Source organism: Paenibacillus sp. FSL E2-0177 (assembly GCF_037992975.1).
Lineage (GTDB): Bacteria > Bacillota > Bacilli > Paenibacillales > Paenibacillaceae > Paenibacillus_AQ > Paenibacillus_AQ odorifer.
Genome location: NZ_CP150307.1, coordinates 973,772 through 985,707, shown reverse-complemented (window position 1 = coordinate 985,707; position 11,936 = coordinate 973,772). Strand labels below are relative to the sequence as shown.

The following is an 11,936-nucleotide window of genomic DNA, read 5'->3' as shown; positions in this document are numbered from 1 at the left end:
TGTCTCTAAGTTGTATTTAACTTGTACCCAATTTGTAAAGAAACTATTCATCTGGAGCTCTGGTTTGTATAAGAAAAACAGCAACCCGCTTATCCCATAAGGATTTAACGGATTGCTGAGGGCTTTAACCTTGATACGGAGTTGTAACCTTATACACTTCTGAATATAAAATTTCTCTATAAAGTTGGAATTCTTCTTCATCAACAGGGTTAGGGTAAGTCATAATTAAGAGTGGTAAATCTTCATTTCCTTCACGCAAAGGAGGCTGCACATAATCGTAAGGGTTCAAATGAAAGCCCAGCCGCTCATAAAAGCCGATTCTCCGCTGCTCCATTTCACCCAGTGGCCGCTCAACTTCCAAAAGGACAGGCTTGTTAGATAGACTGATGTATTCAGTCATCAGCTTTTTGCCAATTCCTCCACCTCTGATGCTCGGGTCGACTGCTATATGTTCTACAAAACGAAAGCCGGGAAACTCCCAGCAGGCCATAAAAGCAACAATTTTACCCTCAGAATTCATCTCGGTAATGAGACGATAATCTGGAACGTCCAATAACTCCTGTTGTCCCTCAAAGGTTCTGATCTCAGAAGTAGGAAATGAGGCTTCCATAATAGCGAATATTTCATCAAAAGTTGTGTGATTCATAACATAAGTTCTCACTTTCTGGATTTGTGGTCTATTATAAGTTTACCTTACACATATTATCTTAACCCGAAATTCATTAAGAACTCAAGGTACTAGTACCTGGTACTAGGATAACGTGATATACTAAATAGAACAGTTATACACATCTTGTTTGATATAGGAGAGGTTCATATTGGATAATCAGCAATGGATCGCACCTGAGTTCTACAATCTCACTTCGGAAATGGAAAGCCATGCTCCTGAGAAGATTGCGCTTAAGTGGTTAAATGAGCAAGGAGATTATGAGGAAATTACTTACGGTGAATTACGCAAACAAGCTAACCGGCTGGCCGGAGGACTTGCGAAGCTTGGGCTGCAACAAGGGGATCGTGTTCTTGTTATGGTTCCACGCCGCATCATCGCTTATGTCATCTATTTAGCTTGTCTGAAACAAGGACTTGCCATCATTCCATCCTCAGAAATGCTGCGTGCCAAAGATTTATCCTACCGCCTGCGCCATTCTGAAGCCAGAGCCGTTATTGCTTGGTCCGAAGTAACCGGGGAAGTTAATAAAATCTCAGAGGATCTTCCTGCTCTCGATTACCGTCTTTCCGTATCTGGCAGCTCAGACGAACTCGGTGAAGGCTGGCTGGATCTAGAAAGTCTGATGGTTGGACAACCAGATACCTTCACAGCAGTCGCAAGCCGCCGGGATGATATGGCTATTCTCGCTTACACCTCAGGTACTACCGGCAACCCTAAAGCGGTCGTTCATAGTCATGGCTGGGGTTATGCTCACTTGCGGATCACCTCACCTCAATGGCTGGATATTCAAGGATCTGACACCGTCTGGGCAACAGCAGCTCCCGGCTGGCAAAAATGGATCTGGAGTCCCTTCTTAACCGTTCTTGGCAACGGAGCTACAGGTTTTGTATATAGTGGATCCTTTCATCCCAAAAAATATTTGCAGCTATTGCAGGATCACAAAATTCAAGTATTGTGCTGCACCCCAACGGAATATCGTCTAATGGCTAAAACAGAAGACTTAGGTCGTTACGACTTGTCTACCCTGCGATGTGCAGTATCTGCCGGAGAGCCATTAAATCAAGAGGTCATTAACACCTTTCAGCGTGAATTCGATATCACGATCCGTGATGGGTACGGCCAGACGGAGAGCACACTGATTATCGGAACACTCAAAGATACTCCAATACGCATTGGTTCTATGGGTAAATCAATCGCACCCGGCTTAGTCGAGGTTGTGGACGAAGACGGTAAGCCACTGCCTGCTGGAGTGGTTGGTGATATTGCAGTACATTTGAGTATGCCAGCCCTGTTCCACACTTATTACAAAGATCCCGGTAGAAAAGAAAGCTCCACACACGGCGAATTCTTCATAACCGGCGACCGGGCAAAGAAGGATGAAGATGGTTATTTCTGGTTCGAGGGTCGTGGAGATGACATCATCATTAGCTCAGGTTACACTATCGGTCCTTTCGAGGTAGAAGAAGCATTGATGAAGCATGCCTCCGTCAAGGAATGTGCGGTCGTAGCCAGTCCAGACGAGATCCGTGGGCACATTGTTAAAGCATTTATCGTGCTCAAGGATGAGATTGTTGGTTCACCAGAGCTTGTAAAAGAGCTGCAATCCCATGTTAAAGAGTGGACAGCCCCTTATAAATATCCGCGCAAAATCGAGTTTATTCAGGATCTTCCGAAGACGACCTCCGGTAAAATACGGCGAGTAGAGCTTCGTGAGCAGGAGAACCAGGCTGCGCAGGAATAAACATAGCCATATAAAATTCACCTTATTAAAAAATAAACAAGAGCAGCAATCCATAATGGACTGCTGCTCTTGTTTATTTGGCATCAGGCCGTTACTCGGACCAATATTTCGCATCCGGGTTCAGTGCCGCACCAACTTCGCCTTCTAATACTAAATCGCAATCGAGGTAGCCCTCTTCATCCAGGAAATAAACCTCCTGCTTGTAGAACTCGCATAAGGTCTCTAGGAATTTATCAGGCGAATCATACATCACAATTAAATCGCCGAAATCATGGAGCAGGTCACATACCTGTTCCACACCCTCAGCAGACTTATAATAACAAATGAAATCACTGCCATAGTTCGTTAAGATAGGCAAGATAACTCCATCAGGATGTTGACCTTTTTCCTCCAATATCCCAGCTAATACCTTCATCTCCTCTTCATATTCATCCATATGAATCAGGCGGTACCCTGGAATAAATTCGATAAGGCTTGGTTCCTCTTCCTCACTGCTTGTCCCTGAGACAGTGCTATAAATAGCTTTCAGCAGTTCAGGAGTCTCCGGCAAAACAGCCGTTATCTTTGCTTCGTTATCACCCTTGCCCAAGCTGGCAATATAATCAGGGCGTAATTCTGCGGACAGCTTAAGGTATTCTTGAAATTGTTCTGTCAATTTATTGGTGTGCATATTGTCATCCTTTACTTATTTGCGGAAGTCCACATCTTCATCAGCCACGTATCGAAGTCAGCGCCTTTTTCACCTTCATAAGCGTCGTACACGTCAACTCTCATCTTCTTTAGCTTCTCTTTGAAGTCCTCGTAAGAATGATCTCTTGGCAGGCTCTTTTTAATTCTCAGCAGGATCTTGGATACGCCTTTAACTAGTTCAGGCTTGTTCTTCGATGGCACCTTAACGTCTTCACCAAAAGCCTTCAGCTTAAGGTAAGCAGCTTCTTGAACTGTATATACAGGATCGCTCTCCATTAAACGCGTCAGGATATCGATAATTTGTTTGTGGTTGGTCTGTCCCAGCTCTTCAACTGCTTCTAGACGCGCTCTCCAATCCGCAGAGCGGTTGGCAGCTTTCTTTAATTCCTCATAATTCTCCGGTAGTTCATTGTTCATTTCTTCGATCATTCCGTTCAATCCCCTTCTATTAAAAACTATCTATCTTACAGTAACAGTATAACCAACCATTGCGCAAGCTAAGAGAGGAAGATCTTTGCATGAATTCATGTGAATATCATATTTCCGCAAAAATATGGGTAAAGTATCCGGAGTAAGTACCCAGCGCAACATTCTATCGACTATATACGTTAGTAACTAGAGAAATTCAGACAATACATCAAGGAGAGTGACCTAAGTTGAAAAAGCATACCTTCATGCTAGCGTTAACCATTGTACTAAGTGTGGTGCTTGGCGCCTGTTCCAGCAACAACAGTAACAATGGAGCTGCCATTGAAACGAATCTAACTGCAAAAGAAATGGTCGATCAAATGCTGAGCAAAGTAGAGCAGCCATCTTTAATGGAGCTTGATGCGGCTACAGTTGAACAGCTATATCATCTGAACCCAGAATTGCTTGAAGATTATAGCATTAGAATGCCTATGATGAATGTGAAGACTAACGAAATCGCCGTTCTGAAAGTTAAAGATGTAAAAGATATGACTACTGTTGAGGATGCCATCAAAGCGCGTGCAACAGATGTTCAAAAACAATTCGAAACCTATCTGCCTGATCAATACGAAAATGCCAAGAACTATAAACTTATTAAAAAGGGTAACTATTTCCTGTTCGTTATTGCTGATCCTGCGGATCAAGATAAACTCGTAGCAGACTTCGATACTTACTTCACAGAAAAATAAATAACCATGGTATTCAGCAGCCTACTTTTCCTATTCCTATTCCTGCCGGCTGTCCTAGCGCTCTATTATGTTTCGCCCTGGCGAATCAAAAACCTCATATTGTTTTTAAGCAGCCTGTTTTTTTATGCTTGGGGCGAACCTGTCTACATTGTAATCATGTTGCTGTCCACCATTACAGATTACAGCTTTGGTCTACTTCTCAGCAGACCAAAGCTGACTGCGGTGCAGCGCAAGTGGATTGTGGTTAGTTCCGTCATTATTAATCTAGGCTTATTGTCGTATTTTAAATACGCAGATTTTCTCATCCAAAATATAAATGGACTCCTCGGTACACATATTCCTTTAACGGATTTACCTTTACCTATTGGGATTTCATTTTATACTTTTCAATCCATGTCCTACATTATTGACGTCTATAGAGGAACTACGAAAGCACAACGCAATTGGATTGATTTCGGTACATTTGTAGCCCTGTTTCCACAGTTAGTAGCAGGTCCGATTGTTCAATATAACACCATTGCCGGGCAACTACGTGAACGTACGGTCGATATCCCCATGTTCGCAGAAGGTGTACGGAGATTCATAATCGGATTAGCCAAAAAAGTACTGCTCGCCAACAACATCGGTCTGCTCTGGCACACCATATCCAGCTCCAATCTAGATTCCCTGCCTGCTTTTACCGCTTGGCTTGGGGTTATTGCGTTTGCTTTTCAGATCTATTTTGACTTCAGCGGGTATTCGGATATGGCTATTGGTCTCGGTCTCATGTTCGGCTTCCGCTTTAATGAGAACTTCAACAAACCTTATATCTCTCAGAGTATTACTGACTTTTGGCGAAGATGGCATATTTCCCTTAGCAGTTGGTTTCGTGACTATGTCTACATCCCGCTTGGAGGCAACCGCCAGGGGTTAGGCGTTCAAGTGCGCAACATCCTCATCGTATGGCTGCTCACGGGTATCTGGCACGGGGCCAGCTGGAATTTTCTGCTCTGGGGATTATACTTCGGGGTCATTCTTATCTTTGAAAAATGGTGGGGATTAAAGCTATTAAGCCGCCTCCCCCGTTGGACAAGACATTTATATGCTGTAGTACTTATACTCATCGGATGGGTCTTGTTCGCTTTTGAAGAACTTCCTCTGGTCATTGGCTACTTACAAGCGATGCTTGGCTTTAATGGACAGCCGTTATGGAATAACACCACTTTATACTTCACTTACACGAACGCAATTCTACTCGTGGTGTTAACCTTTGCCTCTACACCTGTGAAAATCTCCAAGCGGATAGATTCTAGATCGGTTCCTGCTCTTGTTTGGTATGGCGTGTTATTTTTCCTATCTGTTGCCTACTTAGTAGATGCAACCTTTAATCCATTTTTATATTTCCGGTTCTAACCATTAGGGGGTGATTGTTTATGAAGCAGAAGACGGATCGAATCCTGGTTGGGGGATTTGTTGCAACGTTATTTCTGGTCGCTATCCTCTTTTTCTTACTGCCTGTTCAGCGTTTCTCTGAGCTTGAGAACCGGTATTTGCAAAAGGCCCCCCATCTGACATGGGACAATTTATTATCCCATACCTATGCGGAAGAGGCCGAAAGCTTTGTAACTGATCATTTTCCATTTCGGGCCAAATGGGTATGGGTGAAATCGGCGGTGGAACAGATGAGGCTACAGCAAGAGAATAACGGAATCTATAAAGGAAAAGACGGCTATCTTTTCGAAAAATTCGCAGCACCTGATTACACTAAAGTTCAGCAATATGCAGCAGCTGTGAAACGCTTTGCCGATAACAATCCCGATGCAAACACCACTTTCTTATTGGCACCTACATCGGTTGGCTTGTACAAGGAACGTCTACCCTGGTTAGCTCCTGTCTACTCGCAAGCTGAGGTGAATCAAACAATAGCTAAGGATGTAGGAGATAGCCTTACTTTTATAAATGGATTTGATGTTCTTAGCCCACATGCCGCAGAACCCATTTACTATCGGACCGACCATCACTGGACAACCTACGGTGCCTACTTAGCTTATGTAGCCTATGCTCAAAGCATGGGCTGGCAGCCTCTGTCCCAGAGCGAATACCAGATTCAGACTGTGAGTAATTCATTTCTCGGAAGCTATCATACCCGGGGGCAATTTATCGGGGTCACACCTGATTCCATTCAAATGTACAAACCTAATCATGAGGTATCCACCCAAATGTACATTCAAGATACCGGTGAGACTTTAAAAAGTATGTATGACCTAAGTTATCTGGAGAAAAAGGATAAGTACTCTTATTTCTTAGGGGGCGTACATGCGCTAATGAAAATCACCAGCCAGCTTGATCCAACAACGGTCAAACAGAAAAAGCTGCTCGTCATCAAGGACTCTTATGCACATAGCGTTATTCCTTTCCTGACTCAGCATGTGCCTGAAATCCATGTGATCGATATCCGTTATTATAATGGAAACATCAGTGATTATATGGCTCAAAATGATATCAAGGATGTCTTGCTGCTTTTTAATACGGCTACTTTTATTGATAATGCGGCGCTATTGAAGTTAAATTAAAGGCACTCAGGGAATAGGTGTTGTGCGTAACTGCGGGAATGTTGGACTTTCGGTCGCTGTTGTCTCCAGATGTTTTTGATTTTACCGCTATCAGCGGATAACATCCGGAGACAGCTTATGCTTCCGATGCGAGCTTTCCTTCGGAAAGCTTTCAGGCGAACGCTAACGCTCCTACTGTTCCAAAATTCCCTCCTTAACTTCAAACCAAATACTAAAACTAATATATGAGTCCTCTAATCTGGACTCGTATTTCAGATCGTTTTTAGCAAGTATCTCCGCGACGATGGACAGGCCAAGTCCAGTACCGGAGATTTCTTTATTTCGAGACTCTTCAATTACATAGAATGGGTCCCAGATATACGCTAAATGTTCCGTTTTCAGGCGAGTGGTTTTATTGGAGATCGTAAATTTTAATGTACGCGTAGTGTCACTCCGTAGTTTTATTTCAAAAAAATCCTCTTCACCATATTTAATGGCATTACTAATTAAGTTGTTGAATACTATCTCGATTTGGCTGATATCTTCTTCAACGATAGAGGATTCAAGCGAATGAAAGTCGCTCATTAAGGTTATGTTTTTATTTTTTAACGTAATATTATAATGTGAGATCACTTTTAGCAGAAGCTCTTTAAGATCAAAAGGCTCTTTATGCACTTCTGACTTCTGGATCTTGGACAATTTAATTAAATAATCCACCATATCCGACGTATACTTCACTTGCTCCAAAATGATATCCGTATACGTGCCATCATCCAGACCGTCCTGAATGCCAATCGTATAGGCTTGGATTAAGGATAATGGTGTTTTCACTTCATGCGAAATGCTTGAGATAAGGGTATTTAAACTTTGATTTTTCTCCTCTAATTTGGCATGGGTGCTCTTTAGACGCTGACTCATCTGATTGATGCTTTTCGAGAGCTCTTCGATTTCATCCCCCGTTTGAATCGTCACTTGTTTAAAATCGAGATTGGATATATCCTTCGCGACATCCTGTAATTGTTCTAACGGTGTAATGATCTTTTTTGAAAAATAAGCCACTAACAGCAAACTGATAATAATCCCCAGTAGAATGGAGTAAAAGCTGAATTGATTTACGAGGGTCAAGGCATCTGTATTGTGCACAACCACAGTTCCTATGAGGATTAGACTGCTATCCTGCTCGTATATTTTCGTTAACAGACTCGATTTCAATTTGCCCTGATTAAATAAAAGATTAACCGTGTTGCCTTGTTTTACTTTTTGTAATACCTCATCTGTGATCCAAAATTTATTAAGTGCCACCTTATCTTTAAACAACGCAAATTGAATATTTTCGTTAATTTCTGCTGTACTTCCACTGTTTTCAACCCTAACAATCGTTACGTTATTATTGTTCTCGATCCTGCTTTCATTTTCCATGAGTTGATCCAAACGGAGATCCTTTACTTCGTCATAAATGGTGTTGATCTTGGTTTTCATTTTGTATAGGTAATAATCTGCTGTGAAATAGTTGTGCAGGAAATAAGACGTACCAAAAACAATCAGCAAAATAATGCTCACCATGATCAATAACTTCGTACTTATTTTATGAATTTTTATCATGGAAGCTGTACCCCATTCCCCTATGCGTGATCACGTGGTCAGCCCCAATTTTATCGCGCAGCCTCTTAATATGCGTATCTACCGTTCTTTCTTCGCCCAGATAATCCATTCCCCAAACCGCAGACAATAAGGCATCTCTGGATAAAATACGTCCTTTATGCTCATACAGGAAGGTTAGCAATTCAAATTCTTTTTTATATAACGCCAGTTCGGCCCCATTCTTGTACACTTTCTTCCGCTCAAAATCGATTTCTAAATCCCTAATCGCAGCCACTTTTTCAGTGCCTAGCATTTTTTTAATTCTAAGCATCAAAATCCTTGGGTCGAATGGTTTTCTTATATATTCATCTGCTCCTATATCCAAGGCACTGAATTCATCATCATGGGAAGACCTTGCGGTCAGCATTACAACTTTAGCCAAACTAACCTTCTTGATTTCATTACAAACCTCAAGCCCGTTTCGCTTAGGCATCATCCAATCCAGCACCACCAGATCGATCCTATTCGAAAAAAAGAGCTCAAGCGCCTCTTCACCATCCGCTGCTGTCCAAACGTTATAGCCTTCTTTTTCAAAATAAGTCTTCAATATAGTGGTCATATGTTTCTCATCATCCGCAATTAAAATATTCAAAGTAGATTCTCCTTCCTATAATTATCAGAAGAAAAAGGCGAAATCCTTTACAGGTTTCACCTTTTCATATATTTTCATGCTACGTTATTGCAACTTCTCTACACCTAATCCCTTCGTCAGTACGTTCCATATCGGGTTATCGACCGTCTTTCGATCAGGCTGTTCACCCTTCTCTATCGCTTCCCAATACTCCCAGGTTGGAGGCTCAGTGCCAAGTTCATAATCCATGCCATCCCAAGTATCCTCCCGGAACGCATAAAACGCCCAGTGCCAGCCGTAATCATCAAAAATCGAGATTAAATCAGCCAAGTATTGATCTGCACCTTTTACAAGCCGGTTCGTGCCAAATTCTTCAGCGACAATACGATTAGCAGGGATGTTATTTTTTTCTGCCCACTGTGCGATAGGTTCTAGAAAATCCTTTAAGGCTTTCTTATTGAATGCTTTTTCCGTCTTCTCCTCACCTACTTTAACTGTTCCAGGATATTCATAGGTTAAGCCTTTTTTCTTATTTTGGCTGGTGAGTTCGTAGGGTTCGTACATATGAAAAGCATATAATACATTCGCATCATCGATGGGTTTCAAATATTTAAAGGCCCATGGTGTAGCATACAGACCAGAATTGACGATAATAGGGGTTTCCGTATCTACGGTTCGAATCGCTGTCACAATAGTCTCATATAAAAGATTCAAATCCGCCGGAGTATTCTCCACTGAGCTATACCATTCGTTGTAATCCTCTGTCCAGAAATCATTAAATCCAGTAGCTTGTTCAGGATGTGGCTCATTAATAAGATTATAGCCGACCACCGCAGGATGATCTTTTAATCTTTCCGCAAGATCCTTCCAAAATGTTGCCGCTTGTTCATGATAACTGAAATCCTTCCAGATTCGATCATCATTTGTATAATTATTAAACTGCCGCCACCGATCGCCGGGCAAACTAAGGACTGTCAGCACTACTTTTGAACCCCGCGCCTCGGCTGCATCCAAGTCTGCTTTTAACGCTGTAAAATCATCCTCAACAAGCCCCTCGTATTTATCTGCATTCCCTATTAAAAAGTCTTTATCTGGATTAGCATCCGGTTGATCGTTAAACAGGAAATCACTATCTTTTGCCCATTTATCTGGCGCAAGTCTAATGAACTCTATATTATTTTCTTTCGCTGCATCATAATTTTCGGGTATAGATTTGGAATTCATGAAATTTGTTCCTTTACGCTGTTGATCCCAGAAAGCGATCTTCTCATTGACCTCTTTCTTTACCTCCTTCTCCGGTTCAAGATTTGCTTGTGGTATTGCTGCACTGCATCCTACGACTGCCAACAAAATCAATACGATAAATCCTTTAAACTTCTTCATTCTCTCACCTCGTAACCTATCGTAGCCAATCTCTGTTACAAGAGTGTCACAAGACACACCTAAAAAGACTGCCCTAAGGATGTCGGCAGACATTCTAGGACAGCCCGATCATATTCATAGAATATAAAATAAATGCTTACTGATTAGTACTTCGACGGGAATGTGACTCCGCATAGGCATCATGTCGAAAGTTCAGAATAGGATCTTCAGAGCATTCAATGCCGGCAGGTACAACTGTCGGATCGAAGACGTACTCTTGAGCCTTCTCGTCTGCCACGCCGGTGATCGACAAATGGCCGACAACAATCCGTTCCCGGTCTTCAGGCCAAGCAGACGTCGGGTCATCCGTAGGATCTCCCTCCTGTCCGAGGATTACTGTCAATTGAAACGCCACAGGACCTTTGGACAGTCTCTCGATTAGTTCATCCTCCAAATAATCGGGAGATCGATTCTCCACCTCTTCCTGGGCCAGAAAGTGCAGACCCGCTTCCGGTTCCCACTCATATTTAATAGCCCGCCGCTCGCCAGCAGCATTGGTGAAGTAATAGGCATGAATGGAATGATAAAGGTTGGTTGCAAAACTGAGTGGCGGTTGCAGCATTTTCACGGCTTGAAGCCCAGCCCGGCTTTCCGAATACTTCTCCATGACGGCTTTGAATTTGTCTGCAATGGTCGCTCCCTCAAACGAATTTTCTTTAATTGTACGTAAGATATTAATAAAGGATTGCGGTGTTTTGGCAAAAAAGATCGGCAATGTAATTGTCACCAAACTTGTCACGCCCCCATCAGGCAATACAAACTGAACCGTCATTCCTTTTGCAGGCGAAAAAACATCAGGGATGGACGGATTAGTCGAGCTATTGGAGAAGCGTACAAGAGCTTGCACCTCATGATTTTGCAAATGTGGCGCTGTTGTCAAAGGACCCGCTTGGCCGTTAGGGGTGAACACCGCCTGGTAGACAACACCTTTGGCGTGCGCGCGTCGATACCCCGGATATTTGCCTGCTACCTCCTCAATGGAGTTTACCGCTTCTTCTGCGAGTTCAGACGACACTAATTTATTATTGTTCATTTTCGTTCACCTCTTTGTAATTTATCAGGAAGGAAAAGGGGACAAAGCCCCCTTTTCTAGTTATTTAGCTTTGTGATGCGTCAAGCAAGTCGTTCCAGGCCTTCGTAATTCGCTGTCCGCGCCAAATATCTCTGACCGTGGCATCGGGATAAGCACTGTACCAGCCGGATGCAGTGATCTGATGATTGGCGATGAAGTCTTTCGCTTCCGAAGATTCAATTCCCGGAAAATCCTTCACTTCATTAAACATGTTATTCAACAACTCTGGAATTTCAGTTCCAAAATCATCGATATAACTATCCCAATCTCCATCATAAGCCGTCGCGAACAACAGCCGCGTGTCGTTATCAAAGATTACGAAGCGCATGTCGTGAACGGTCGCGATCTTCGCCATCGTTTCGGCTTGTCTTGATGCACTTTTTTTCAGCTTCTCACGGAGACGATCCGCCCCACCTTCTTTAAGCGGCGCAATGATGGTAA

General features: G+C 42.8%; 12 protein-coding genes. 4 read left to right on the top strand and 8 right to left on the bottom strand.

Annotation, left to right across the window (positions count from 1 at the left end; genetic code table 11):
* Positions 1 to 124: 124 nt before the first annotated feature.
* Complete coding sequence (locus MHI25_RS04405; RefSeq protein ID WP_036684918.1) at positions 125 to 646, bottom strand: GNAT family N-acetyltransferase; 522 nt, start codon at positions 644 to 646, stop codon at positions 125 to 127.
* 169 nt (positions 647 to 815) lie between these two features.
* On the opposite strand from MHI25_RS04405, the gene MHI25_RS04400 reads away from it, so the two are divergent.
* Positions 816 to 2,411: an AMP-binding protein gene (locus MHI25_RS04400; protein ID WP_036684916.1), complete on the top strand. Its 1,596-nt coding sequence runs from the start codon at positions 816 to 818 to the stop codon at positions 2,409 to 2,411.
* Positions 2,412 to 2,502: 91 nt separating this feature from the next.
* Here the strand turns inward: MHI25_RS04400 and MHI25_RS04395 are convergent, their stop codons facing one another.
* Positions 2,503 to 3,081 (bottom strand): SMI1/KNR4 family protein, encoded by a 579-nt coding sequence (locus MHI25_RS04395; protein WP_076305196.1) that lies wholly within the window; start codon positions 3,079 to 3,081, stop codon positions 2,503 to 2,505.
* An 11-nt stretch (positions 3,082 to 3,092) separates the two neighbouring features.
* Positions 3,093 to 3,530: a HEAT repeat domain-containing protein gene (locus tag MHI25_RS04390; RefSeq protein ID WP_076185079.1), complete on the bottom strand. Its 438-nt coding sequence runs from the start codon at positions 3,528 to 3,530 to the stop codon at positions 3,093 to 3,095.
* A 227-nt stretch (positions 3,531 to 3,757) separates the two neighbouring features.
* Here MHI25_RS04390 and MHI25_RS04385 point away from each other — a divergent pair, with 227 nt between their 5' ends.
* From MHI25_RS04385 to MHI25_RS04375, 3 genes are read left to right on the top strand one after another with little or no spacing between them, the layout of a single operon-like run.
* A complete protein-coding gene (locus MHI25_RS04385; RefSeq protein WP_036684911.1) occupies positions 3,758 to 4,258 on the top strand; it encodes a DUF4358 domain-containing protein in 501 nt (166 codons plus the stop codon).
* 6 nt (positions 4,259 to 4,264) lie between these two features.
* Positions 4,265 to 5,650, top strand: coding sequence for an MBOAT family O-acyltransferase (locus MHI25_RS04380; RefSeq protein ID WP_280753828.1), 1,386 nt, complete (start codon positions 4,265 to 4,267; stop codon positions 5,648 to 5,650).
* A 20-nt stretch (positions 5,651 to 5,670) separates the two neighbouring features.
* Positions 5,671 to 6,810: a DHHW family protein gene (locus MHI25_RS04375; protein ID WP_076305194.1), complete on the top strand. Its 1,140-nt coding sequence runs from the start codon at positions 5,671 to 5,673 to the stop codon at positions 6,808 to 6,810.
* A 171-nt stretch (positions 6,811 to 6,981) separates the two neighbouring features.
* Here the strand turns inward: MHI25_RS04375 and MHI25_RS04370 are convergent, their stop codons facing one another.
* The 5 genes from MHI25_RS04370 to MHI25_RS04350 all read right to left on the bottom strand — a co-directional run bounded on the left by MHI25_RS04370 (position 6,982) and on the right by MHI25_RS04350 (position 11,850).
* Positions 6,982 to 8,391 (bottom strand): HAMP domain-containing sensor histidine kinase, encoded by a 1,410-nt coding sequence (locus tag MHI25_RS04370; protein WP_340395044.1) that lies wholly within the window; start codon positions 8,389 to 8,391, stop codon positions 6,982 to 6,984.
* Entirely contained in the window at positions 8,375 to 9,022 is a 648-nt protein-coding gene (locus MHI25_RS04365; protein WP_076130096.1) for a response regulator transcription factor, read from the bottom strand. Before MHI25_RS04365 ends, MHI25_RS04370 begins: the two co-directional genes overlap by 17 nt.
* Before the next feature lie 84 nt (positions 9,023 to 9,106).
* The gene (locus tag MHI25_RS04360) at positions 9,107 to 10,384 is read right to left on the bottom strand and encodes a cellulase family glycosylhydrolase (RefSeq protein ID WP_340395043.1); all 1,278 of its coding nucleotides are present in this window, start codon (positions 10,382 to 10,384) and stop codon (positions 9,107 to 9,109) included.
* Between the two features lie 136 nt (positions 10,385 to 10,520).
* On the bottom strand, positions 10,521 to 11,456 hold the full coding sequence (locus MHI25_RS04355; RefSeq protein ID WP_340395042.1) for a catalase family peroxidase: 936 nt from the start codon (positions 11,454 to 11,456) through the stop codon (positions 10,521 to 10,523).
* Positions 11,457 to 11,520: 64 nt separating this feature from the next.
* Complete coding sequence (locus MHI25_RS04350; protein ID WP_340395041.1) at positions 11,521 to 11,850, bottom strand: hypothetical protein; 330 nt, start codon at positions 11,848 to 11,850, stop codon at positions 11,521 to 11,523.
* Positions 11,851 to 11,936 lie beyond the last annotated feature (86 nt).

What these genes read in the sequence shown, in the direction of transcription:
- MHI25_RS04405 (WP_036684918.1), bottom strand. Translation starts at nt 646, where the DNA reads ATGAATCACACAACTTTTGATGAAATATTCGCTATTATGGAAGCCTCA.
- MHI25_RS04395 (WP_076305196.1), bottom strand. Translation starts at nt 3,081, where the DNA reads ATGCACACCAATAAATTGACAGAACAATTTCAAGAATACCTTAAGCTG.
- MHI25_RS04390 (WP_076185079.1), bottom strand. Translation starts at nt 3,530, where the DNA reads ATGATCGAAGAAATGAACAATGAACTACCGGAGAATTATGAGGAATTA.
- MHI25_RS04380 (WP_280753828.1), top strand. Translation starts at nt 4,265, where the DNA reads ATGGTATTCAGCAGCCTACTTTTCCTATTCCTATTCCTGCCGGCTGTC.
- MHI25_RS04375 (WP_076305194.1), top strand. Translation starts at nt 5,671, where the DNA reads ATGAAGCAGAAGACGGATCGAATCCTGGTTGGGGGATTTGTTGCAACG.
- MHI25_RS04370 (WP_340395044.1), bottom strand. Translation starts at nt 8,391, where the DNA reads ATGATAAAAATTCATAAAATAAGTACGAAGTTATTGATCATGGTGAGC.
- MHI25_RS04360 (WP_340395043.1), bottom strand. Translation starts at nt 10,384, where the DNA reads ATGAAGAAGTTTAAAGGATTTATCGTATTGATTTTGTTGGCAGTCGTA.
- MHI25_RS04355 (WP_340395042.1), bottom strand. Translation starts at nt 11,456, where the DNA reads ATGAACAATAATAAATTAGTGTCGTCTGAACTCGCAGAAGAAGCGGTA.
- MHI25_RS04350 (WP_340395041.1), bottom strand. Translation starts at nt 11,850, where the DNA reads ATGGCGAAGATCGCGACCGTTCACGACATGCGCTTCGTAATCTTTGAT.